Here is a 22,273-nt window from a genome sequence, read left to right as displayed (position 1 = left end):
TGTGGCGCCGGGTCGTACGGGGCCGGGGAGGGCCGCGGGTCCGGGAGGCTCCGCGGGCGCGGGGCGTCCGGCGCGGCCGGGGTGTCCGGCGGGGCCGGGGGGTTCGGTGCGTTCCGGTCTCGGGTCACGAGGCTCGCTGTCCCTCCAGCCGCCGGACGGCGCGCTCCAGGTACGGCGGCAGCGGATCGCGGAAACGGAGGGAGGCGGGGAGCCGGGCGAGGGCGCCGCTCAGCGCCTCCCGTGCGGTGATGTCGGAGCGGGCCGCGGCGGCGAGCCGGGCCGTGCGCCGCAGGGCGGTCGTCAGCGGGCGGCGCAGCCACGCGGTCAGCAGTTCGTTGCGCAGCACCCGGGCGCGGCGGCCGGCGCGCGGGCCGGAGGCGGGGTGGTGGTGGGCCACCACCTCGGGGCAGTACGCCACGCCCCAGCCGCGGGCCGCCAGGTCGTAGGCGAGCAGGGTTTCCTCGCCGCCGAAGAACAGCACCGGGTGGTAGCCGCCGGCGTCGAGGTACGCCTCGCGCCGGGCGACGGCGGCGCAGCCGAGGTAGCCGAGCACCTGCGGGCCGGGCAGGTCGTGGACGCGGCCCAGCGGGGAGGCGGCGAGGACGTCGTTGAGCGGGTCCGGTTCGTCGTCCGGTCCAACGAGGATGCTGCCGGCGATCAGGCCCAGCCGGGGATGCTCGTCCAGGATGCGGGCGGCGTGCGCGAGGGAGCCCGGCCGCCACCAGGAGTCGTCGTCGCTGAACGCCACGTACGGGGTGTCCAGCGCACGCACCCCGTCGTTGCGGGCGAGCGCGCCGCGGTTGACCGCCAGGGGCAGCATCCGGACCTCCGGGAAGCGCTCGGCGACCATGGCCCGGGTGTGGTCGGCCGAGGCGTTGTCCACGACGACGATCTCCGGGCGCTCCGGCAGGTCGAGCAGGTGCCGCAGGGTCACGGCGAGCTGATCGGCCCGGTTCCGGGTGGCGACGACCACCCCCACCCGGGGGCCGGCCGCGGTGCCCTCCGCCTCGTCTCCAGCGGTGGTTCGCCTCATCCCTGCTGTCCTCCCTCCGTCGCGGCCGCCGGCCGCGGGGCCCGTCCGCCCGGCGGTGGCATGCCGGGGACGCTGCCTGCGTGCCCGGTCCTGCCTTGGCCCGGCCTCTGGCGGGTACCCCGGTTCCGTCACCGGACACGGCCGCGGGCGGAACCGGCCGGGGCCGCCGGCGGAACGGGAGCGGCAGGTGTGAGACGGCGATCCCTGCGCACTCGGTGCCCATGAACCACAGCAACCGGAACCAGGACCCCGACCCCCGGACCAGCACCGGTCTCGAACGCGGCGGCGGGGTGCCGCCCGGGGAGACGCCGCCCCTGGAGGGCAGTCTCTCGGAGAGCGGGCCGGCGGATCTGCCGCACAATCCCGCGAAGGGCTGGGGCAAGGGCCCGATCATCCTCATCGCGGTGGTCGTGCTGCTCTTCGCCGTCTTCATGGTGGTGCGCGCGGCGGCTCTTTGGTCGTGAGCTGGTCCCGAGCGGGGCGGGCCTGCGCCTGCCCCGCTCGCGACGGATCCTCGCAACGGATCAGGGCCGTTCGCCGACCCCCGTCGCCACCTCGGCGGCCCGCCCGCCGCCGGGCAGGCTCGACGCGAGCGGCGCCGTGGCCATGCCCCGTCCCTCCCGCAGCCCGTCCACGAAGGCCATGAGCGCCTCCCGGGCGGTGTACCGGGGCCGCCAGCCCAGCTCCTCCACGGCGCGCCGGGTGTCCATGAGCGGCAGCCGCAGCACCGCGTCGAAGAGCTGCGGGGAGGCCGGCAGGAGATGGAGCCGCCAGGCCGCGGCCAGCCCGGACCGCACGGGCCAGGCCGGCATCCGGACGACGCGGGCGCCGAAGAGCTCCGCCAGCATCGCCGCGTCGACCGGCGGGTCGGCGGCCAGGTTGTAGGCGCCGTGCGCGGCCGGGGAGGTGACGGCGAGGCGGTAGGCCTCGGCCGCGTCGTCGGTGTGCAGGGCCTGGAAGCGCAGACCGGGCAGGTCGGGGACGACGGGCAGCAGCTCGGGGCGGGCCATCCGCCGGGAGAGCAGGGGTCCGGCGAAGAGCCGGCGCTGCTGTGAGGCCGCCTCGGGCTTGAAGAGGAACCCGGGCCGCATCCGCACGACCCGCATGTGCGGGTGCTCGCGCTCGTGGACGTCGAGAGCCCGTTCCACATAGGACTTCTCGCGGCAGTAGGCCGCTTCCGGCCAGCCGTGCGTGGGCCAGCTCTCGTCGACGGGGCGGTCCTTGGGTCCGGCCGAGTACGCCCCGACGGAGGAGGCGTACACGAGCGCCGGGACGTCCGCCGCGGCCGCCGCCTCGAACACCCGGAGGCTGCCGAGGACGTTGGTCCGCCATGTGAGCTTGGGCGTGTGCGTCGGCTGGAACAGCCAGGCCAGGTGGACGACGGCGTCGGCGCCCCGGAAGTGCCGGGTCAGGTCGCCGAGGGCGGCGTCCTCGCCGATGTCGACCGCCGCCCACCGGGTGCGCGGGGGCGACCAGGCGGGCAGGCGCCGGGCGAGCCCGAGCACGGACCCGACGGCCGGGTCCTCGCTCAGGGCGCGCACCACGCTCGTGCCGGCGTTCCCGGTGGCCCCGACGACCACGACCCGCAGTCCGCCACCGGCGCCGGCGCCGCCCTCACCCCCCTTCCCGCCGGTGCCGCGGGGGCCGGTGCCGCTGGTGCTGCCGTTGCTGTCGCTGCCGCCGTGCGGGACGCTGCTCATCGGCGCTGCTCCTCAACAGGTCGAAAGGCGGTGGGGAGGAGAACAGGAAAACGGAGAAACGGGGAAGCGGGGAAACGGGGAAGCGGAGGGGATCAGTCCGCCGAGGCCACCAGCCGCCGCGCGGCCGCGGTGATCGCCTCCCGGTCGATGCCGGCGGCGGCGAGCTGCTCCTCGGCGGTGGCGGAGTCGGGCATGGTGCGCACGGCGAGGCGGGCCACCCGGGGCACGGGCCTGCCGTCGGCGAAGGCCTCCAGCACGGCGTCGCCGAGCCCGCCCTCGGGCCGGTGGTCCTCGACGGTCACGATCCGCCCGGTGTCGTGGGCCGCCTCGTGGAGGGTCGCGGCGTCGACCGGCTTGACCGAGTAGAGGTCGATCACGCGGGCGGCGATGCCCTCCTCGGCGAGCCAGTCGGCGGCGGCCAGCGCCTCGTGGACGGTGACCCCGGCGGCGACCAGGGTCACCCGGTCCTCGCCGGAGGCGCGGAGCACCTTGCTGCCGCCGATGGCGAACGGCTCCTCGGGCCCGTACAGCTGCGGGTAGGCGTCGCGGGAGGTGCGCAGATAGCCGATCCCGGGCCGGTCGCACAGCGCCGACACCAGCCGGCCGGTCTGGTGGGGGTCGCAGGGGTACAGCACGGTGCTGCCGTGCACCGCGCGGAACATGGCGAGGTCCTCCAGGCCCATCTGGGAGGGACCGTCCGGACCGATGGCCACCCCGGCGTGCGAGCCGGCCACGATCAGCCGGGCCCGGCTGACCGCGGCCATGCGCAGGAAGTCGTGGGCGCGGGTGAGGAAGGCGCCGAAGGTGGAGACGTACGGGACCCAGCCGCGGGCCTGGATACCGACGGCCGCCGCGACGAGCTGCTGTTCGGCGATGTAGCACTCGATGAACCGGTCCGGGTGCTCCTGCGCGAAGAACTTGGCCCGGGTGGAATCGCTGACCTCGCCGTCCAGGGCGACCACGTCACCGCGCGCCGTGCCGAGCGCTGCCAGGGCGTGGCCGTAGGCGTCGCGGGTGGCGGCCTTCTCGTCCGGCTCGTAGCGCGGCAGTTGGAGGTCGGCGAGGGGGCGTTCCGACTCGCGGACCTCGGGGGGCGGCTGGACGTCGACCCGCAGGGCGCGGGGCCCGCCGAGTTCGGCGATGGCCTCGGCGGCGTCCGGCAGCGGTTTGCCGTGGGCGCCCTCGCGGTCCTCCACCGCGTCGACTCCCCGGCCCTTGGCGGTCCTGGCGATGACGGCGGTGGGGCGGTGCGGGGTGGCCTTCGCCTCGGCGTAGGCGGCGTCCACGGCCGCGGGGTCGTGGCCGTCGATCTCGACGGTGTGCCAGCCGAAGGCCCGGATGCGCCGGGCGTAGGCGTCGAGGTCCCATTCGTGGCGGGTGGGGCCGCGCTGGCCGAGCCGGTTGACGTCGACGATCGCGGTCAGGTTGTCCAGCCCTTCGTGCCCGGCGTATTCGAACGCCTCCCACATCGAGCCCTCGGCCAGCTCGCTGTCCCCGCACAGCACCCAGGTGCGGTACGGCAGCCGGTCCAGGCGTTTCCCGGCCAGCGCCAGGCCGACGCCGACCGGCAGGCCCTGGCCCAGCGAGCCGGTGGCCACGTCCACCCAGGGCAGCCGGGGGGTCGGGTGGCCCTCCAGCCGGCTGCCCCGGGTGCGGAAGGTCAGGAGTTCGTCGTCGCCGATGGCGCCGGCCGCCTTGAACAGGGCGTAGAGCAGCGGTGAGGCGTGGCCCTTGGAGAAGACCAGGTGGTCGTTGCCGGGGTGGTCCGGCCGGCCGAAGTCGTAGTGGAGGTGACGGGCCAGCAGGACGGCCATCAAGTCGGCGGCGGACATCGAGGACGTGGGGTGGCCGGATCCGGCGGCGTCGGCGGCCCGTACGGCGTCGACGCGCAGTTGCTGGCCCAGTTCGCGCAGGTTGTCGAGATCCATGTCGCCTTCCTCGTCGGGTTCCCGTCGGGAACGTGGCGTTTCCGGGTGGTGGGACGTCCACGCTGGGTACCCCGCATCCGGCCCGGCATCCACCGCCGTACGGCGGGATTCCTCACGCTCTCCGGGACGCGTGAGCGCCCGCCGCGCGTGGCACCGGAACAGTGATGCCGTACACACCCCGCACACCGCTCACCGGTTCGCAGCACGCCCGTTCCCCGCACTCCCGTTCGCCGTCCCGGTTCCTCCGCGCGGAGGCGGCCGCGGTGGCCCGTTCCGCCCGCCGGGCGTGGTCGGGTCCGGGGCGTGAACGTGACCTTCTCGTCCAGTCCCTGAAGGCCGCGCTGGCCGCGGTTCTCGCGTGGCTGCTGTCGTCCTGGCTGCTGCCGGACACCCTGGCCCTCATGGCGCCCTGGGTGGCCGTCGTCCTGGTGCAGGCCACCGTCTACCGGTCGATGGCGCAGGGCGTGCGGCAGCTGGCGGCGATCGCGCTCGGCACCGTGCTGGGCACCGCCGCCCTGGCCCTGTCCGGCCATCCGCTGGCGGCGATGGCCGCCGTGCTGCCACTGACCATCCTCATCGGCAACTGGCACCGCTTCGGCGACCAGGGCATCTACGGCGCGACCTCGGCACTGTTCACCGTCACCGCCTCCCAGGAGGCGACGGCGGTGGTCGCCGGGGAGCGGGTGGCGGCCGCGCTGCTCGGCGCGGGCGTGGCCGTCGCCGTCAACGCGCTGCTGCGGCCCCCGGCGTATCTGCGGGACACCCGCAAGGCGGTGCGGAACGTGGTGGACGAGGCGGCCGAGGCGCTGGAGGACATCGCGGACGGCCTCGGCGAGCCGCTGGAGTACGACCGGGCCCGCGGCTGGTACGACCGCGCCCGCCGGCTGCCCCGGCTCATCGGCGACGTGCGGTCGTCGGTCGCGTGGACCCGGGAGAGCGTGTGGTTCAACCCCGAGCGGCGCAAGCGGGCGGAGGCGGCCCGGCTGGCCCCGTGGTACGACGAGACGCTGCACACCCTCGACCATGTGGGCGGCCATCTCGCGGCCCTGACCGCCATGCTGCTGGACGCGGCCGACGAGGAGCGGCCGAGTCCGCGGCCGGACGCCGGGGTCACGGAGCCGTACGCCGTCTTCCTCCGCCAGGTGGTGGCGGTGCTGCGGGCCTACGGGCGTGCGGTGGCGGAGGAGGACGGCGGCCGGCGGGAGCGGGAACTGAACGAGGCGGCGGCCGCGGTCGGCGAGACGCACGACCGGCTGCGCGGGGAGCTGCCGCGCTGGGCCACCGGAAGCCCCGAGTCCGTGGCGTTCTTCGGCTCCCTGCTCCGGCACGCCGGGGATCTGACGGATCGTCTGGCGTCCGGGCGGCCGGCGGATCCCGGCGAGCGCCCGGGCCTGCCGGGGCAGCCGGAGGCGTAGCCCCGCCCCTGGGGCGGCCCGGGACCGCGGCCCACCCCCGCCCGTGAAGCCCTCTCCCGACCGCCTCGTTCACGGCGGCCGGGAGAGGGCTTCACGGGCGGTGCCGGCTCAGACGCGTGCGCCGTTGTCCTCGGCACCGGGGCGGACGGCCGCACGGTCCCGCGAGGGGCCGGGACGCTTCTTCGCCGACGGCGGCGCGGCGCCGGTCCGTTCGGCGAGTTCGACGGCGATCGGCACGGCCGTGAACACCGAGGAGAACATGCCCACGGTGAGGCCGACGAGCAGCGCGACGGCGAAGTCGGTGAGCGAGTCACCGCCGAGCACCGCGAGGGCCAGCAGGATAAACAGGGCGCCCATCCCGGTGTTGATGGTCCGCGGCACGGTCTGCAGGGCGGCCCTGCCCGCGACGTCCGAGAAGGGCGTGCCGCGGTGCCGGGCCCACAGCTCCCGCACCCGGTCGAAGATCACCACCGAGTCGTTGACCGAGTAGCCGATGACGGTCAGCAGGGCCGCCAGGAACACCCCGTCGACCGGCTTCCCCAGCCAGGCGAAGACGCCGATGAGGATGAGCACGTCTTGGGCCATGGCCGCCACGGTCGCCGCCCCGAAGATCCAGCGGAAGCGGACGGCGAGGTACAGGAGCTGGGCGGCCAGCGCGACCCCGAGGGCGATCAGGGCGTTGCGGCGCAGCTCGTCCCCCAGGCTCGGTCCGATCAGTTCGTCGCGGAGCTTCTCCGCGCCGCCGCCCGTCTCGGCGAGGGCCTCCTCGACGCGGACCACCTCGTCGTCGCCGAGGTTCTCGCTCCGTACGGAGATGGCGCCCTCACCGGAGGACTGGACGACCGCGCGGGGGAAACCGGCGTCCGCCACGGCCCGGCGGGCCTCCTCGGCGTCCACCGGCCGCTCCGTGGCGTACTCCACGAGACGGCCGCCGGTGAACTCCACGCCGAAGTCCAGACCGCGGACGAAGAGGCCGCTCGTCGCCAGGACCAGAACGGCGGCCGAGCCGGCGAGCCACCGCCTGCGCTTCCGCATGAAGGCGGGGCCGTGCCCTTCGAGCCGGCGGCGCAGCCCTCCGCCGCCGGCGACCCCGCTGAGGCCGGGACGCTTCTGCAGGGCACGCCGGCCGGCCGCGGTCTCGGTGAGCGCTCGGGCGACGACCAGCGCGCTGATCATGGAGGCGAGCACGCCGATGGAGAGGGTGACGCCGAAGCCGCGGACCGGGCCCGAGGCGAGGAAGAACAGCAGCACGGCGGCGAGCAGGGTGGTGATGTTGGAGTCCGCGATGGCGCTCCACGCGTTGCGGTAGCCGGAGGTCAGGGCCGCCGCCAGGCTCCTCCCGCGACGCGCCGCGAAATCCTCCCGAGCCCGTTCGAACACCAGCACGTTGGCGTCCACGGCCATGCCGATCGCCAGCACGAAACCGGCCAGTCCCGGCAGGGTCAGGGTGGCCCCGAGGAGCAGCAGGGCCGCGTAGGAGATGAGGCCGTAGCTCACGAGGGCGATCGCCGCGAGGCCGCCGAAGAGCCGGTAGACGACCAGGATGAACAGCGAGGTGGCCGCGATGCCGATCACGGCGGCCTGCGCGCTGGCCTCAATGGCCTCCGCACCCAGCGTCGGGCCCACGGTCCGCTGCTCCACCGTCTCGACGGGCACCGGCAGGGCTCCGCCGCTGATGAGCAGGGCCAGTTCCTTGGCGTCCTCCGCGCTGAAGTTGCCGGTGATCTGGGTGGAACCGCCCGCGATCCCGCCGTCGCAGCGGACGGACGGATCGACCTGCGGCGAGGAGATCACCTCGTCGTCCAGCACGATGGCCACCCGCCGGGCGGGGTCGCCGGGCGGGGAACACGCGGCCTCGGCGGTCAGCTCGCGCCACTGCTCCTTGCCCTCGCCCCGCAGGTCCACGGTGACGTACCAGCCGCCGCCGGTCTGCGCGTCGAAGCCGGGCTCCGCCCCCTCCACGAGGGCGCCGCTCAGCCCGGCCGGGCCGATGCGCAGGGGTTGGCCGTCCTCGTCCTTCAGGGTCCGTTCGTCCTTCTCCTTCTTCTCCTTCTTCTCTTCCTCCGTGTTCCCGCCGGGGTCCTCCCGGACGTCCTCGCCGGCGCCGGTCACCGGGTGGAAGGTCAGCTGCGCGGTGCGGCCGAGGACCTCGGCCGCCTGCCTCGGGTCCTGCACCCCGGGGAGCTCGACGATGATGCGCCGCTCCCCGGAGCTGGTGATGGTCGGTTCGGTGACGCCCAGGGCGTCGACCCGGCGGCGCAGCACCTCCAGGGTCCGGTTGGTGGCCTCCGGCCCGGCCTTCACCCGGTCCGAGTCCTTGGTCTCCAGGACGATCTGCGTGCCGCCGCGCAGATCGAGTCCGAGCCGGGGCGGCTTGGTGAAGCTCAGCCAGACCGACACGGTGACGACGGCAAGAGCGAGGAACACCCGCACCCAGTGGGCGCGGGACGATGTGGCGCGCGTTTTCACACTGCCTCCAGCAGGCACGCCGTGGCCTCTGCGGGCACGGCGGAGTACGACGAGGGGACGCCGGTGCCGGGGAGCTGTCCGAGAGCCGCCTGCCGGCGGGCAGGGCGGGGCGGGGCCGGGGCTGTTGCCCGCGTGCGGGCGGGTGGGGCCGCGTGCGGGACCGCGGCTCGGTCGTCGCCGCCGCGTCCGCGCACGTCACCGGTCTCCGGTCACCGGTCTCGGAGAGCTCCGGAGCCGGGTGGCGCGCGGCCGGGGCGCGGCGTGTGGTGTGCGGTGGCGGTCGCGGGCCGGGGGGCGGAGGCGAGGGCCCGGTGGCGGTCCGCGGGGTGCCCGCCGTGCCGGGCCGGCACGGCGGCCGGCATCCCGCTGTGGGGCGGATGGTGGTCCTCGCCGCCGACGAGGGACGCCCGGCCCGAGGAGGACAGGACACCGGCGACGGCCACCCGGTCGGTGACGGCCGCCGAGTGGTCTCCCGGACGCGCGTGCCCCGGCAGGGCGGCGCTCCCCACGGGGGAGGACACCGGCGGACCGCCGAACAGCACGGCCAGCACCGCGAGCAGCGCGGAGAGCACTCCCGCGGGCCGGCGGCCGGGGACGGGGCGGCGGGAAACGCCGGCGGAGCGACGCATCGCCCTCCCCTCCCTCCGCGGACACCGGTGAACGGCCGACCTTAGCCCATCCCGGCCGGCCGGCACGGCGGCAACGGCGGCTTCCCCGCGCCGCGGTGCCGACCGGTTTCGGGACCGGCGCTCGGACACCTCCGGGAACAGCGGATACGGTGATCCGGTGGCGATGATCGGTGACGAGACGGTACCGGGGGCCGTGCTGCTGCTGGCGGCGGCGCCCGTGGGCAGGAGCCGGCTGGTGGACGGGGCGTCCGCGCTGCCCGCACTGGCGGCCGTGCGGCCGGAGGTGCTGACGGGCACGGCGGCCGCGAGCGTCGTGGAGCTGGTGGAACCGGCCGATCCGCAGGTCGTCCTGGTCCGGCTGCGGAGCGCGGCGGCCGCTCCGGGGCCGCTGCTGATCCACCTCATCGGGCAGCTCACACTGGACCGGCGGCAGCAGCTGCCGCATCTGGCGCTGGCGCGCACCACGGCGGCGACCGCCCGCTACACCGCGCTGCCCTGGCACTGGCTCTCCGCCGAACTCCAGTTCCGGCCGCCGGGCACCACCACGGTGCTGGCCGACCTGACGGCCGACCAGGCCGCCTGGGAGCGGCTGCCGCCCCCGTCGGCACTGGCGGTGGCCGGGGCGGCGCTGTACGGGGCGGTGTCCCCGCCGCCGGGCCGCCGGGCCCCGGCCGAGCCGCTCTACAGCCGGGCGGTCGCCGGGCTGCTGCGGTCCGCCACCGGCCGGCCCTCCCCGGCGGAGCTCCACGATCTCGCCGTCGCCCGCGCGGGGCTGCCCGCCGAGGCGCGGCTGCTCACCCCGCTCACCACGGGTACGGCCGGGTCGCACCCGGGGCTGCCCGGCCTCCCCTCCGGCACGGACGCCCCGGCCGTGCCCCGGCCGGTCCCGGCCGCTCCCGACAGCACGGCGCGGCCGTCGTCCCCCGGTCTTCCGGCGCCTCCCTCGTCCTCCGGCCCGGCGCCCGCCGCACCCGCGCCGGTACCCGCTTCCGGACCGGAGAGCCCGCTCCCGGAGGGCGCTCCTCCCCCGGGCGCCCAGGCGTCCCCCGCCCCGGCCGGCTCCGCCGCACCGGACGGGTCCGCGCCCGGGCCGGCGCCCGCCTCGGCTCACTCCACGAGTGCGGGCACCACGCCGGAGCCGACGTCCTCCGTGCCGGGCACCGCAGTCGCGCACGGAGCCACCGCGCCGCACGGCCGGCCCCCGGCCGGTGTGCCCGCCCCGGCCGGAGCCCCCGTTCCCCCGGCCGCGCCGCCCACGGCGGCCGCGGTACCGCCCCGGCCGGCCCGTCCGCCGGAGCCCGCCGCCTCCACCGGGGCCTCCACCGCGGCCGCGCCCCGCTCCGCCGCCGCGTCCGCGCCGCAGGACCCGCATCCGGCCATCCTCGCCGCCGCGCACGAGGGGAGGCACGGCGAGGCGGCCGCCATGGCCGCCGCCTGGGAGCAGCACGCGCTGCGCCACCACGGCCCGGACTCCGCCGAGGCCGTGCACTGGCTGGAGGTGCGGGCCGATCTCGCCCGGCTCGCCGGTGACTTCGGCCGGTCCTGCGAACTCTGGCTCACCGCGGCCTCCGCCCGGCTCGGCGCCGGGGAGCCGGAGGACGGGCGGGACGTGGTGGCCGCGGTGGACCGTGCGCACCACTGCTGGGAACAGCTGGGCGACGACACCGCCGCCCGGAGTCTCGTCTCACGGCTTGCGACCCTGCGTCACCGGGTACCCGGACCACGTCCCGGTGCCGTCGAGGCGCTGGAACGCCGTATCGAGACCCTCGGCGCCGTCGGCGCGAACTGAGGGACGCAGCAGGAGGAGCCGCCCCGATGCCCCACGCCTACGAGCCGCCCACCGGACGCGACGAGACGAGGGAGGAGCAGGCCGACCGGAAGTGGGGCGAGCTGCTGCAGGAGGTGCGGGTCGCGCAGACCGGCATCCAGATCCTGCTCGCCTTCCTGCTGACCTCCGCGTTCTCCCCGCGCTTCCCCGATCTCGACCCCTTCGGCAAGGACCTCTACGTCTTCACGATCATGTGCGGGGCCGGAGCCACGGGAGCGCTGATCGCTCCCGTCACCCTGCACCGCATGGTCACCGGCTACCGGCTGAAGCCGCAGACGGTCATCTGGGCCTCGCGGTTCACCATGGTCGGGCTGGTACTGCTGCTGGTCACCGTGGGAGCGGCGCTGGCACTGATCCTGCGGTTCGTCATCGAGGACACGATGGCGGTCTGGCTGGCGTCCGCCGTGCTGCTGTGGTTCGCGGGCTGCTGGTTCCTGCCCGCGGCCTGGCTGCGGCACAAGCGGCGCGAGCTGTGCGAGGGCCCCGGCGACACGGACGTGAAACGGGTGTCCGACGGCGGCTGACCGTCCGGCGGCGCGGCGGCGCGGCTGGACGGGTGTGCCCGGCGGACCGGATCACCGGCCGCCGGGCACACCCGTCCAGCGTTCCGCGCTTTCCCGGCGCCGTCAGACGGATCCCGGGCGGAACAGCGTCTTGACCATCCCGTCGCCCTTGTCCTGGAAGGTCTTGTAGGCCTTCGGCGCGTCCTCCAGCGGCAGGGTGTGGGTGGCGAAGCTCTCCACGCCCAGCGGGTCCCCGTCGGTGAGCAGCGGCAGGATGTCCCCCACCCAGCGGTGCACGTTGGCCTGGCCCATCCGCAGCTGGATCTGCTTGTCGAACAGCGTGAGCATCGGCAGCGGGTCGGCCATCCCGCCGTAGACGCCGCTGAGCGAGATCGTGCCGCCGCGCCGCACCGCGTCGATGGCCGTGTAGAGGGCCGCGAGCCGGTCGACGCCGGCGCGGCTCATCAGCTTCTCGGCGACGGCGCCGGGCAGCATCCCGACCATCTGGTGGGCCAGTTTGGCGGCCGGCGCCCCGTGCGCCTCCATGCCGACCGCGTCGATGACGGCGTCGGCGCCCCGGCCGCCGGTGAGTCCGCGGACGGCGTCGCCCAGGTCCTTGCCGTGCTCGTCCATGTCCAGCACCCGCACGCCGCGGCTCTCGGCGCGCCGCAGCCGCTCCGGGACCCGGTCGACGCCGATGACGTTCTCCACGCCCAAGTGGCGGGCGATCCGGCAGGACATGTCGCCGATCGGGCCGAGGCCGAGGACGAGCAGGCTGCCACCGGGCGGCACCGCCGCGTAAGCGACGGCCTGCCAGGCCGTGGGCAGGACGTCGGAGAGGTACACGAACCGCTCGTCCGGCGGCCCGTCCGGAACCTTGATGGGCAGGGTGTTGCCGAACGGCACCCGCAGATACTCGGCCTGGCCGCCCGGTACCTGTCCGTAGAGCTTGGTGTAGCCGAACAGGCTTCCGCCGGTGTTCCGTTCGCGGTTCTGGGTGGTCTCGCACTGCGAGTGCAGCCCCTGCCCGCACATCCAGCAGGTGCCGCAGGAGACGTTGAACGGGATCACGACGCGGTCGCCGGTCTTGACGGCGGTGACCTCGGAGCCGGTCTCCTCCACCACGCCCATCGGTTCGTGGCCGAGGATGTCGCCCGGTTCCAGGAACGGCCCGAGCACCTCGTAGAGGTGCAGGTCCGAGCCGCAGAGGCCGGTGGAGGTGATCCGGACGACGATGTCGGTGGGGTCCTGGATGACCGGGTCGGGAACGGTCTCCACGCGCACATCGCGCTTGCCGTGCCAGGTCAGGGCTCTCATGGTCGTTCTCTCCCTCTCGCGGTGGTGCCGGACCGCCCGGCGGAACGGCCGGACGGTCGTACGGGGACGGCGCCGTGCGCGCCGTGCGGGTCGCGGCGGCCGGCGGCCGGAGCGCGGGGCGGCCGGGCCGGGGCGGGCCGGCCGTGGTCCCCGCGCGGGCGGCCCGCGTCTCCCCCTGAGCCGGCCGGCCGGTGTCGCGGGCTGTCCGCGGACCCTGGCGGTGGTGCGCGTCCGGTCCTTCCGGTGTGCGCCGTCCGGCCCTCGCGGCGTGTGCCGTCCGGACCAGCCGTGCTGCCCGGACCACCCGTGCCGCCCGACCCGCCGTGCCGTCAGGGCCGCCCGTCCTGTCCGTCTTGCCCGTCCCGCGCGGCGGAATCCCGGCCGGCGTCCCCGGCCACCCGGGCAGCGGCCTCCGCCGCCCGCCGTTCGCGCCGCTCCCGCTGCGGGACGACGGTGTACGCGGGGTCCTCCGCCGAGGCGATGCCCGCGTGGAAGACCCCGAAGCGGGTGCACGCGGAGCCCGCCAGCAGCGCCAGGCCGCTGACGGCCGCGGCGCCCCGGTGCCGCCGGCCGAGCAGCGCGGCGCCCAGCGCCCCGCCCGCGGTGAGGAGTTCGGCGGCGCGCATCAGCTTCCCGGCCCTCCCCCGCTCGTAGGTCTCGGCGATCATGCCGAGCCGGCGGCGCTTCAGCCGCAGGACCGCCGCCTCGGCCGCCGCCGCGAGCAGGGCCGCGTGCCGCGCCGGGGCGTTCTCCCGCACCGGGGCGGCGACCAGGGCCATGCCGGAGGCGGCGGCCGTCGCCGAGGAGACGAAGAGGTACGGGAGTTCGCGGTGGGCCTCGTGCCAGGCCGGGACGGCGGTGTCGGCGGCCAGTACGGCGGTGTACGCGGCGACGAGCGGGCCGAGCAGCGCCGCGGTGCCGGTGGCGGCGGTGTTGATCCGCGGCAGCCGTCCGGTGGTCTCCAGCACGGCGGCGGCGCCGGCGGCGGGCCCGTAGGCGGCGAGCAGCCAGGAGCCGACGCTCATCGGGGAGGTCGGTTTGATCACCCGGAGCATGTTGGCGAAGCGTTCCGGCCGCCCGAGGTCGTGGACGAGGGCGGCGGTGGAGGCCGTGATCGCCGCCAGCGAGGAGAGCTTCATCGCCCTGGCGGTGGCGGGGCGCCCGCTGAGCTGGGCGCCGGCCGCCAGCACGGAGCCGGCCCCGGCGAGCCCGCCGGCAAAGAAGTAGCCGGCGATGTCCGTGGCGCTCCAACTCGGCGCCTTGATGACGGGACGGCCGTAGTAGGACTGGAACTCGGCGCGGGGCACCATGAGTTCCTCGCCGCGCCGCTTGCCGCGGCCCCGCTTGCGGCCCGCTCCCCCGGTCTGTTCCCCGGCCCGCCGCCCGGTCTCCCGCCCGGACGGCTCCGGTGGGGTGCCGCCGAGCCGGAGGACGTCCGGGGCCGCCTCGCGGCCGGGCCGCTCGCCCCGGGTGCCCTGCCGGGTGACGTCGGATTCGGTCATCGGACCGGTCCCCTTCCGAAGGCGCTGGTGCGTCGGGTGCCCGTGCCCCGGCGCGCGGCCGGTGACGACAGGAAGGCGGTGGCGATCCCGCCGAGGAGGGACAGCGCGGCCAGGCCCGCGTGTTTCCACATCCGCGGCAGGTCGCGGGTGGTGACGACCGGGTCCGGTGGCAGGCCGTAGACCTCGGGCTCGTCGAGGAGGAGGAAGAAGGCGCCGTCGCCGCCGACCCCGTCCTCCGGGTCCTCGCCGTAGAGGCGGGCGCCGGTGACCCCGGCCTCGCGCAGCTGTTCCACCCGCCCGGCGGCCCGCTCGCGGAGTTCGTCCAGCGGGCCGAACTGGATGGAGTCGGTGGGGCAGGCCTTGGCGCAGGCCGGTTCCATGCCCTCGCCGAGCCGGTCGTAGCACATGGTGCACTTGAACGCCCGCCCGTCGTCCGGGCGTTGCTCGATGACCCCGTACGGGCAGGCGGGCACGCAGTAACCGCAGCCGTTGCAGATGTCCTCCTGGACGACGACGGTGCCGAACTCGGTGCGGAACAGCGAGCCGGTCGGGCAGACGTCGAGGCAGGCGGCGTGCGTGCAGTGCTTGCAGACGTCGGAGGACATCAGCCAGCGCAGCTCGGTCCGGCCGTCGGGATGCGGCACCTCGGCGCCCGGGGTCACCGGGTCGGCGGGCTCCGGGGGCGCGGCGGCGCGGGTCACGGCGCTCTGCTCGATGAAGGCGACGTGCCGCCAGGTGGAGGCGCCGAGCCCCTGGGTGTTGTCGTAGGACATGCCGGTCAGCGACAGGCCGTCCTCGGGAATGGCGTTCCACTCCTTGCACGCCACCTCGCAGGCCTTGCAGCCGATGCAGACGGAGGTGTCGGTGAAGAAGCCGGCCCGCTCGGGGTGGCCGGTGTGCCCGGCGTCGCCGGCCGGGTCGGCCTCCGGTCCGGAGAGCAGGTTCCTCAGGTCGATGTCGGTCATGACCGGGCCTCCGTTCCGGTGTGCGCGGTGATGCCGGCGCGTTCGCGGTAGTCGGCGACGAGCCGGGGCAGATCGGCGCCGCGGGGCCGGCGGCCGGGGCGGATGTCGGCGGTCAGGGCCTTGTCCTCCTGGATGTGGGTGCTGGGGTCCTGGACGATGGCGGTGAGCTCGTTGGCCGCGTCGCCGGTGACGACGCCGTTGGGCCCCCAGTGGAAGGGCAGCCCGATCTGGTGGACGGTGCGGCCGTGCACGGTCAGCGGCCTGATCCGCTCGGTGACCATCACCCGGGCCTCGATGGCGTTGCGGGCGGTGACGACGGTGGCCCAGCCGCCGTGCTCCAGGCCGCGCTCGGCGGCGAGGGCGGGCGAGACCTCGCAGAAGAACTCCGGCTGGAGCTCGGCGAGATGGGGGGACCAGCGGCTCATGCCGCCCGCGGTGAAGTGCTCGGTGAGCCGGTGGGTGGTGACGATGTACGGGTAGACGCCGGCGCCGGGTTCGTCACCGCTGGGGTGGTAGCGGTTGCCCTCGCGCGGTTTGACCTCCCGGACCGGGGAGCGGCTCTGCCGCTCGTAGAGGGCGTTGTGGAAGGGTGAGTCCTGCGGCTCGTAGTGGGTGGGCAGCGGCCCGTCGGTGAGCCCGGCGGGCGCGTAGAGCCAGCCCTTGCCGTCGGCCTGCATGACGAAGGCGTCGTCGCCGGCCAGGGCGTCGGGCCCCTCGGCGTCCTCGGGCGGGACGTACGACGGCGGGCGGTCGGGGATGAAGTCGGCGTTGTCGTGGCCGGTCCAGCGGCCCGCCTTCTCGTCCCACCAGACGTACGCCTTGCGCTCGCTCCACGGGGTGCCGTCGGGGGCGGCGGAGGCGCGGTTGTAGAGCACCCGGCGGTTGGCGGGCCAGGCCCAGGCCCACTCGGCGGCGACCCAGTCCTGCTCGGTGTGCGGCTTGCGGCGGGCGGCCTGGTTGACGCCGTCGGCGTAGACGCCGCAGTAGATCCAGCAGCCGCAGGAGGTGGAGCCGTCGTCCTTCAGCTCGGTGTAGGCGCTCAGCGGCTCGCCGTCCGGGCCGCGGCCGTTGATCTCCCGGAGCACGGCCTCGGCGGACGGCTCCCGCAGCGGGCCCTCCACCGGGTAGTCCCAGGCCAGGTCGAGCACGGGCCGGTCGGCGGGGTCGGCGGAGCCGGCCAGCCGTTCCTTGATCCGGCGGCCCAGGTGATACATGAACCACAGGTCGCTGCGGGCGTCGCCGGGCGGTTCGACGGCCGCGTCGTGCCACTGGAGCCAGCGGTTGGTGTTGGTGAAGCAGCCGGACTTCTCGGTGTGCGCGGCGGCGGGGAAGAAGAACACCTCGGTGCCGATGTCCTCGGTGCGCAGCTCGCCGCTCTGGATCTCGGGGCCGTCCTTCCACCAGGTGGCGGACTCGATGAGGGAGAAGTCGCGGACGACGAGCCAGTCGAGCTCGGCCATGCCGAGCCGCTGGAGGCGGGTGTTGGCGGAGCCCACCGCGGGGTTCTCGCCCATCAGGAAGTAGCCCTTGCAGCGGCCGTCGAGCTGCGCCATCACGGTGTCGTAGGTGCTGTGGGAGCCGGTGAGCCGGGGCAGGTGGCCGAAGCAGAAGTCGTTCTCCGGGGCGGCCGCGTCGCCGTAGTAGGCCTTCAGCAGGCTCACCATGTACGTCCGCATATCGCCCCAGTAGCCCTTGCCGGTGCGGCTCGCCGCGACGAAGGTGTTGAGGTTCTCGTGGGCGTGGGCGTGCGGCATCGGCAGATAGCCGGGCAGCAGGTTGAACAGGGTGGGCACGTCGCTGGAGCCCTGGATGCTGGCGTGGCCGCGGAGCGACATGATCCCGCCGCCGGGCCGGCCGATGTTGCCGAGCAGCAGCTGCAGGATGCTCGCCGTGCGGATGTACTGGGCGCCGACGGTGTGCTGGGTCCAGCCGACCGCGTAGGCGAAGGCGCTGGTCCGGTCGCGGCCGGAGTTCTCCGTGAGCGCCTCGCAGACCGCGAGGAAGTCCTCGCGCGGCACCCCGCAGACCTTCTCGACGAGCTCGGGGGTGTAGCGGGCGAAGTGGCGCTTGAGGATCTGGTAGACGCAGCGCGGGTGCCGGAGGGTCGGATCGCGGACGGGCTCGGGTTCGGCGACGGCGCCGCCGGAGCCGTGGGTCTCCGAGCCGCCGGCCTCCTGCTCGCCCTCCGGGGGCTTCCGGCCCTGGGGCGGGTGCCGTCCGTCCGGGCGCTCACCGTCCGCGTGCTCTCCGTCCGCCTGCTCGCCCTCCGGCCGCACCCGGTCCCAGTAGAGCGTGTCGCGCTCGCCGGAGGCAGCCTGCACCGCCCCGCTCCGGTACTGCCAGGTCCGCGGGTCGTAGACCCCCTCCGCCTCGTCGAAGCCGGAGAAGATTCCGTCGAGGTCCTCGGTGTCCGCGTACTGCTCGGTGACGATGGTCGCCGCGTTGGTGTAGGCGAGGACGTACTCGCGGAAGTCCTTCTCCTCCGTCAGCACATGGTTGATGATCGCGCCGAGGAAGGCGATGTCGCTCCCGGCCCGGATCGGCACATGCTGGTCGGCGAGGGCGCTGGTGCGGGTGAAGCGCGGGTCGACGTGGATGACGCGGGCGCCCCGGGCCTTGGCCTCCATCACCCACTGGAAGCCGACGGGGTGCGCCTCGGCGAAGTTGGAGCCCTGGATGACGATGCAGTCCGAGTGCTGCAGGTCCTGCAGGAAGGTGGTGGCGCCGCCCCGGCCGAAGGAGGTGCCGAGCCCGGCGACGGTGGAGCTGTGGCAGACCCGGGCCTGGTTCTCCACCTGGACCACGCCGAGGCCGGTCAGCAGCTTCTTGATCAGGTAGTTCTCCTCGTTGTCGAGGGTGGCGCCGCCGAGGCTGGCGATGCCCAGGGTGCGGTTGACCGTCACCCCGTCGCGCTCCTTCTCCCAGGTCTCGCGCCGGGTCCGCACGACCCGGTCGGCCAGCATGTCCATGGCCTGCTCCAGGTCCAGCCGCTGCCAGTCCCTCGCGTACGGGGCGCGGTACAGCACGTGGTGCTCCCGGGCGGAGCCGGTGGTGAGCTGAAGCGTCGCGGAGCCCTTGGGGCAGAGCCGGCCGCGGCTGATGGGTGAGTCGGGATCGCCCTCGATCTGGACGACCTTCTCGTCCTTGACGTAGACGGTCTGCCCGCAGCCCACCGCGCAGTACGGACAGACCGACTTGACGACCCGGTCCGCCGTGGCGGTCCGGGCCGTCAGCTGTTCGCTGTGCCGGGATTTCGCGGCCGCGCCGCGCCCCAGTGGGTCCTTCCCGGTGAGTTGCCGGTACACCGGCCATTCGAGCATCCGGCTGCGCACGCCCATCGGTTCCTCCGCCGTCCACCGCTGCTGCCGCAGAGCTGCCACTGCTGCCTGCTGATCGTCGGGACGGGCTGCGGGTGCCCCGGGAACCGGGCGCGAAACGCGAGGACCCGCCGGGCACGGTGCTCCCGGCGGGTCGTCAGGCGGTCGTGCGGGGACGACCGGTGGGCGGCGGTGCGGTCAGTCGATGCCGCGGAGGATGTGGGACTCGGCCGGGTCGTCGTCGTAGCCGGCGAGCCGGATGGGGGCGACCCGGGACCAGACGTCCAGGTTGCGGGGTTCCTTCTGGCGGGCGGCCGGGTACTCCTCGGGTTCCGCCAGCAGCTGGTTGGTCTTCTTCTCGGTTGTCACCGCGCACTCCTTAGTGTCGGGTGCACCGAACGCCATACGCCCGGGATACTGCGCAGCCGTGAAAAGCGGCCGGGCGCCGACGCCCGATGGGGCTGGTGGAAAGTCACTGCGGGCGCGGTGGCGCCGGAGATGCGGACCGGGAGTGCGGCCATGGTGGCTGGCCTGTCCCGGGACGGGCCGAGGGTCTCGGTGCTTCATTTACCGGAAGGCTGTCCGTCTGCTGTTCAGCCTACCCCCACCTGCGGGGAAGCGCGCGCGGATTTCCCGTTCCGGATACCGGAGACGGCCCGCGGCGGCCCGGCCCGCTCCGCCGTGGGGCGGCGATTTCGCAGGCCGGGCGGGGGCGCCCGGGGGCGCGAGGTGACGAAGGGCACGTGCCGGCCGCGTCGCGCCGTCACCCGCCCGGGTGGCGCGGGGTCGCGGGGCGTACGGCGGCGGCCGCCGGCTCCGGAGCCCGCCCCGGCTCACCGGCCGGCGGGGTGCCTCACCAGTTGGCGGGGGCGTAGTCCTTCAGGAAGCAGCCGTACAGGTCCTCGCCGAGCTCGCCGCGGACGATGGGGTCGTAGACGCGCGCGGCCCCGTCGACGAGGTCCAGCGGGGCGTGGAAGCCGGCCTCGGCCAGCCGCATCTTGTCCGGGTGCGGGCGCTCGTCGGTGATCCAGCCGGTGTCGACGCTCGTCATGAGGATGCCGTCGGTCTCCAGCATCTCCTGGGCGCTGGTGCGGGTGAGCATGTTCAGCGCGGCCTTCGCCATGTTGGTGTGCGGATGGCCGGCGCCCTTGTAGCCCCGGCTGAACACCCCTTCCATGGCCGAGACGTTGACCACGTACTTGCGGCGGGCGGGGGACGCGGCCATCGCCGGGCGCAGCCGGCTGACGAGGATGAACGGCGCGGTGACGTTGCAGAGCTGCACCTCCAGCAGCTCCACCGGCTCCACCTCGCTCACCGTCTGGATCCAGCTGTTGGTGTCGGCGAGGTCCGGGATGAGCCCGCCCGCGTCGATGGCGTTGCCGGCCTCGATCCGCGCGGGGGAGGCGGAGCCGCTGGTCAGGGCCAGGGCGGCGAGGGAGTCCGGGGTGATGCCGCCGGACCGGTCCGCGGCGGCGGGCAGCGCCTGCTGGCTGCCGCTGCCGAAGCTGCCGAGGACGAGCGGCTCGGGCAGCCCGCCGCCGGGCGGCAGCGGCGCGGCCTCGCCCGCCACCAGCTCGGCGTAGGACTCCGGGGAGCGGCGCACGGTCTGGGCGGCGTTGTTGATGAGGATGTCCAGCGGGCCCTCGGCGCTCACCGCGTCCGTCAGCGCCACCACCTGCGCGGGGTCCCGCAGGTCGATGCCGACGATCTTGAGCCGGTGGAGCCAGTCCCCGCTGTCGGGCATGGCCGAGAAGCGCCGGGCGGCGTCCTTGGGGAAGCGGGTGGTGATGGTGGTGTGCGCCCCGTCGCGGAGCAGCCGCAGCGCGATGTACATCCCGATCTTGGCGCGGCCGCCGGTGAGCAGGGCGCGCCGGCCCGTCAGATCCGTGCGGGCGTCGCGGCGGGCGCGGTTCTCCTTGGCGCAGGACTGGCACAGCTGGTGGTAGAAGGCGTCCACCTCGCGGTACCGCGTCTTGCAGATGTAGCAGGAGCGGGGGCGTTCGAGGACGCCGACGATCTCCGTGGCGGCGGACGCGGCGAGCGGTATGCCGGCCGTCTCGTCGTCGATGCGGTCGGCGGAGCCGGTGGCGGTGGCCTCGGTGACGGCCTTGTCGTTGGCCGTCTTGGCGGCCCGGCGCTCCTGGCGGCGGCGCTGCTTCACGGTGCGGTAGATGCCGGCGGTGGCACGGCGCACCGTGATGGCGTCGGGGTGGTCCAGCGGCAGGTCGTCGAGCTCCGCGAGCACGCCGAGACAGGCGGCCAGCCGTTCCGGGTCGATGCCCGGGTGCTCCTGCTCCGCCTGCCCGGCCCGGCCGTCGTCTGTCACCGTCATCGCCGCCGCCGCTTCCGTTCCCGCTCTGGTGCGTCCCGGGTGCGCACACTCCGGCGGCACTTTACGGAGCACCGGGCGGCTCCGCCAAACCGGTCCGGTCCGGCGGGAGCAAGGTCACACCGGCGGCGGGGACGGGACGGCCGCGCGGAAGCGGCCGGGGCCGGGCCGGGCCGGCGCCGGAGCGGGAACCGGTGGGGGCGCGGGGGCCGGGGCGGTGCCGGAGTCACGGCAGGGGGGCAGGGGGGCAGGGACGGCGGCAGTGCCGGGGCCGGGCGGAGACAGAGCGCCGGGTCAGGGGCCGGGGTCAGGGCCGGCGGGGGCGGCAACCGAAGCGGGGTCGGGGCCGGGGTCAGGGGCAGGGGCGGCGCCAGGCGTCCAGCGAGAGGCGTTTCCGCAGGGAGCTGAGCCCCAGCCGCTCGCTCTCGGCGCAGTAGTCGTCCGGGTCCAGCGCGTACTCGGCGTGGAAGACCGCCTTGTCCTGCTCGATGAACGGGGTGAGCGCGGCGCACTCGCCGAACTCGGCGCACTCCTCGTTCACCGCGAAGTCGAAGGAGCCGACGAGTTCGGGGATCTGGGGAAGGTCGTTCTTGAGCCCCACGGCGAGACCCCGTTCGTGGGCGAGCTCCGCCAGCATGCGGTTGTAGGCGAGCTGGTGACGGGCGGTGAGGGGGAAGCCGGTGCGGTTGAGATAGCCGTCCATCAGGTCGGGCTCCACCGCGTCGAAGCCCTTGTCCCGGCACATGTCCATGCGGCGGGCCATCAGCGGGCGCAGAACGCCGGTCTGCCGGATGTCCAGCCAGCGCTCCCCCGGCCAGCCGTTGCCGCGGCCCCGGACCGCGCGGGGGAAGTCGTCGCGGTCGGGGCGGAAGTCCTCCCAGGCGCCCGCGTTGATGTAGCAGATGACCTTGCGGCCGTCGGCGTGCAGCCGGGCCACGGTCTCCGCGTCGTTCTCGAAGCCGTCGATGTCGTAGACGGGGACGTCGACGCCCGTGTCGACCCGCCCGCTGAGCTGCCACTGCCAGGGCGTGCCGGCCTTCGGCCGCCAGTGCGTTCCCCCGCCGCCGTCACCCCCGCCGCCCGCCGTGGCGGACGGGCGGCCGGGCCCGGAACCCGGCGCGGAGCCGTCGGACGGCGGCCGCGCCTCCGTGCCGGAGCAGCCCGCGAGCAGTCCGGCCGGCAGGGCCAGCACTGCGGCGAGGACGGCGGCGCGTATGCGCGGACCGGAACGCCGGCGAGGACGCGGGCGCGGGTGCCGGTCCGGGTGCGGGCGGCGGTGCGGGCCGGTGGTCCGTCCGGCACGGCGGGTTCTCATGGCGTGTCGGTCCTCCTCGTGGC

The 22,273-nt window shown here is 75.1% G+C and carries 16 protein-coding genes; 4 read left to right on the top strand and 12 right to left on the bottom strand.

Annotation, left to right across the window (positions count from 1 at the left end):
• Nucleotides 1-124 precede the first annotated feature (124 nt).
• Nucleotides 125-1,033 carry a glycosyltransferase family 2 protein gene (locus IF83_RS0125150; RefSeq protein WP_051723363.1) on the bottom strand — a complete coding sequence of 303 codons (909 nt, stop codon included), beginning with the start codon at nucleotides 1,031-1,033 and terminating at the stop codon, nucleotides 125-127.
• 221 nt (nucleotides 1,034-1,254) lie between these two features.
• Here IF83_RS0125150 and IF83_RS0125145 point away from each other — a divergent pair, with 221 nt between their 5' ends.
• The gene (locus IF83_RS0125145) at nucleotides 1,255-1,497 is read left to right on the top strand and encodes a DUF6480 family protein (protein ID WP_030547912.1); all 243 of its coding nucleotides are present in this window, start codon (nucleotides 1,255-1,257) and stop codon (nucleotides 1,495-1,497) included.
• Between the two features lie 60 nt (nucleotides 1,498-1,557).
• Here IF83_RS0125145 and IF83_RS0125140 read toward each other — a convergent pair whose 3' ends face one another.
• Both IF83_RS0125140 and IF83_RS0125135 read right to left on the bottom strand, forming a co-directional pair.
• Nucleotides 1,558-2,733 carry an NAD-dependent epimerase/dehydratase family protein gene (locus IF83_RS0125140; RefSeq protein WP_078843852.1) on the bottom strand — a complete coding sequence of 392 codons (1,176 nt, stop codon included), beginning with the start codon at nucleotides 2,731-2,733 and terminating at the stop codon, nucleotides 1,558-1,560.
• A gap of 92 nt (nucleotides 2,734-2,825) precedes the next feature.
• Nucleotides 2,826-4,661 (bottom strand): transketolase, encoded by a 1,836-nt coding sequence (locus IF83_RS0125135; RefSeq protein ID WP_030547908.1) that lies wholly within the window; start codon nucleotides 4,659-4,661, stop codon nucleotides 2,826-2,828.
• Nucleotides 4,662-4,825: 164 nt separating this feature from the next.
• Between IF83_RS0125135 and IF83_RS0125130 the strand changes: the two genes are divergently transcribed.
• Nucleotides 4,826-6,076 carry an FUSC family protein gene (locus IF83_RS0125130; protein ID WP_051723361.1) on the top strand — a complete coding sequence of 417 codons (1,251 nt, stop codon included), beginning with the start codon at nucleotides 4,826-4,828 and terminating at the stop codon, nucleotides 6,074-6,076.
• A 108-nt stretch (nucleotides 6,077-6,184) separates the two neighbouring features.
• Here IF83_RS0125130 and secD read toward each other — a convergent pair whose 3' ends face one another.
• Entirely contained in the window at nucleotides 6,185-8,545 is a 2,361-nt protein-coding gene (secD, locus tag IF83_RS0125125; RefSeq protein ID WP_030547904.1) for a protein translocase subunit SecD, read from the bottom strand.
• A gap of 209 nt (nucleotides 8,546-8,754) precedes the next feature.
• The gene (locus IF83_RS0125120; RefSeq protein ID WP_030547902.1) at nucleotides 8,755-9,174 is read right to left on the bottom strand and encodes a hypothetical protein; all 420 of its coding nucleotides are present in this window, start codon (nucleotides 9,172-9,174) and stop codon (nucleotides 8,755-8,757) included.
• A gap of 163 nt (nucleotides 9,175-9,337) precedes the next feature.
• Here IF83_RS0125120 and IF83_RS0125115 point away from each other — a divergent pair, with 163 nt between their 5' ends.
• Both IF83_RS0125115 and IF83_RS0125110 read left to right on the top strand, forming a co-directional pair.
• The gene (locus IF83_RS0125115; protein WP_030547900.1) at nucleotides 9,338-10,963 is read left to right on the top strand and encodes a serine/threonine-protein kinase; all 1,626 of its coding nucleotides are present in this window, start codon (nucleotides 9,338-9,340) and stop codon (nucleotides 10,961-10,963) included.
• Between the two features lie 26 nt (nucleotides 10,964-10,989).
• Entirely contained in the window at nucleotides 10,990-11,526 is a 537-nt protein-coding gene (locus IF83_RS0125110) for a DUF6328 family protein (RefSeq protein ID WP_051723355.1), read from the top strand.
• Between the two features lie 102 nt (nucleotides 11,527-11,628).
• Here IF83_RS0125110 and IF83_RS0125105 read toward each other — a convergent pair whose 3' ends face one another.
• The 7 genes from IF83_RS0125105 to IF83_RS0125070 all read right to left on the bottom strand — a co-directional run bounded on the left by IF83_RS0125105 (nucleotide 11,629) and on the right by IF83_RS0125070 (nucleotide 22,250).
• On the bottom strand, nucleotides 11,629-12,822 hold the full coding sequence (locus IF83_RS0125105; RefSeq protein WP_030547896.1) for an alcohol dehydrogenase catalytic domain-containing protein: 1,194 nt from the start codon (nucleotides 12,820-12,822) through the stop codon (nucleotides 11,629-11,631).
• A gap of 329 nt (nucleotides 12,823-13,151) precedes the next feature.
• Nucleotides 13,152-14,324: an NrfD/PsrC family molybdoenzyme membrane anchor subunit gene (gene nrfD / locus IF83_RS30665; RefSeq protein WP_078843851.1), complete on the bottom strand. Its 1,173-nt coding sequence runs from the start codon at nucleotides 14,322-14,324 to the stop codon at nucleotides 13,152-13,154.
• A complete protein-coding gene (locus IF83_RS0125090; protein ID WP_051723353.1) occupies nucleotides 14,321-15,289 on the bottom strand; it encodes a 4Fe-4S dicluster domain-containing protein in 969 nt (322 codons plus the stop codon). The genes nrfD and IF83_RS0125090 overlap by 4 nt, the downstream gene beginning before the upstream one ends.
• Nucleotides 15,286-18,627: a formate dehydrogenase gene (gene fdh, locus IF83_RS0125085; protein WP_030547890.1), complete on the bottom strand. Its 3,342-nt coding sequence runs from the start codon at nucleotides 18,625-18,627 to the stop codon at nucleotides 15,286-15,288. The genes IF83_RS0125090 and fdh overlap by 4 nt, the downstream gene beginning before the upstream one ends.
• A gap of 177 nt (nucleotides 18,628-18,804) precedes the next feature.
• A complete protein-coding gene (locus IF83_RS34170) occupies nucleotides 18,805-18,975 on the bottom strand; it encodes a hypothetical protein (RefSeq protein ID WP_019706657.1) in 171 nt (56 codons plus the stop codon).
• A gap of 484 nt (nucleotides 18,976-19,459) precedes the next feature.
• Entirely contained in the window at nucleotides 19,460-20,938 is a 1,479-nt protein-coding gene (locus IF83_RS0125075; protein WP_030547888.1) for an SDR family oxidoreductase, read from the bottom strand.
• Nucleotides 20,939-21,287: 349 nt separating this feature from the next.
• The gene (locus IF83_RS0125070; RefSeq protein ID WP_078843850.1) at nucleotides 21,288-22,250 is read right to left on the bottom strand and encodes an endo alpha-1,4 polygalactosaminidase; all 963 of its coding nucleotides are present in this window, start codon (nucleotides 22,248-22,250) and stop codon (nucleotides 21,288-21,290) included.
• Between the last annotated feature and the right edge of the window lie 23 nt (nucleotides 22,251-22,273).

This window comes from Streptomyces albus subsp. albus, from assembly GCF_000719865.1.
GTDB classification, from domain to species: domain Bacteria; phylum Actinomycetota; class Actinomycetes; order Streptomycetales; family Streptomycetaceae; genus Streptomyces; species Streptomyces albus_E.
The sequence above is the reverse complement of the archived record's forward strand: the minus strand, read 5'-3'. Positions and strand labels throughout refer to the sequence as shown.

What these genes read in the sequence shown, in the direction of transcription:
- IF83_RS0125075 (WP_030547888.1), bottom strand. Translation starts at nt 20,938, where the DNA reads ATGACGGTGACAGACGACGGCCGGGCCGGGCAGGCGGAGCAGGAGCAC.
- IF83_RS0125090 (WP_051723353.1), bottom strand. Translation starts at nt 15,289, where the DNA reads ATGACCGACATCGACCTGAGGAACCTGCTCTCCGGACCGGAGGCCGAC.
- IF83_RS0125120 (WP_030547902.1), bottom strand. Translation starts at nt 9,174, where the DNA reads ATGCGTCGCTCCGCCGGCGTTTCCCGCCGCCCCGTCCCCGGCCGCCGG.
- IF83_RS0125135 (WP_030547908.1), bottom strand. Translation starts at nt 4,661, where the DNA reads ATGGATCTCGACAACCTGCGCGAACTGGGCCAGCAACTGCGCGTCGAC.
- fdh (WP_030547890.1), bottom strand. Translation starts at nt 18,627, where the DNA reads ATGGGCGTGCGCAGCCGGATGCTCGAATGGCCGGTGTACCGGCAACTC.
- IF83_RS0125145 (WP_030547912.1), top strand. Translation starts at nt 1,255, where the DNA reads ATGAACCACAGCAACCGGAACCAGGACCCCGACCCCCGGACCAGCACC.
- IF83_RS0125130 (WP_051723361.1), top strand. Translation starts at nt 4,826, where the DNA reads ATGCCGTACACACCCCGCACACCGCTCACCGGTTCGCAGCACGCCCGT.
- IF83_RS0125070 (WP_078843850.1), bottom strand. Translation starts at nt 22,250, where the DNA reads ATGAGAACCCGCCGTGCCGGACGGACCACCGGCCCGCACCGCCGCCCG.
- IF83_RS0125110 (WP_051723355.1), top strand. Translation starts at nt 10,990, where the DNA reads ATGCCCCACGCCTACGAGCCGCCCACCGGACGCGACGAGACGAGGGAG.
- IF83_RS0125150 (WP_051723363.1), bottom strand. Translation starts at nt 1,033, where the DNA reads ATGAGGCGAACCACCGCTGGAGACGAGGCGGAGGGCACCGCGGCCGGC.
- IF83_RS0125105 (WP_030547896.1), bottom strand. Translation starts at nt 12,822, where the DNA reads ATGAGAGCCCTGACCTGGCACGGCAAGCGCGATGTGCGCGTGGAGACC.
- IF83_RS0125115 (WP_030547900.1), top strand. Translation starts at nt 9,338, where the DNA reads ATGATCGGTGACGAGACGGTACCGGGGGCCGTGCTGCTGCTGGCGGCG.
- IF83_RS0125140 (WP_078843852.1), bottom strand. Translation starts at nt 2,733, where the DNA reads ATGAGCAGCGTCCCGCACGGCGGCAGCGACAGCAACGGCAGCACCAGC.
- nrfD (WP_078843851.1), bottom strand. Translation starts at nt 14,324, where the DNA reads ATGACCGAATCCGACGTCACCCGGCAGGGCACCCGGGGCGAGCGGCCC.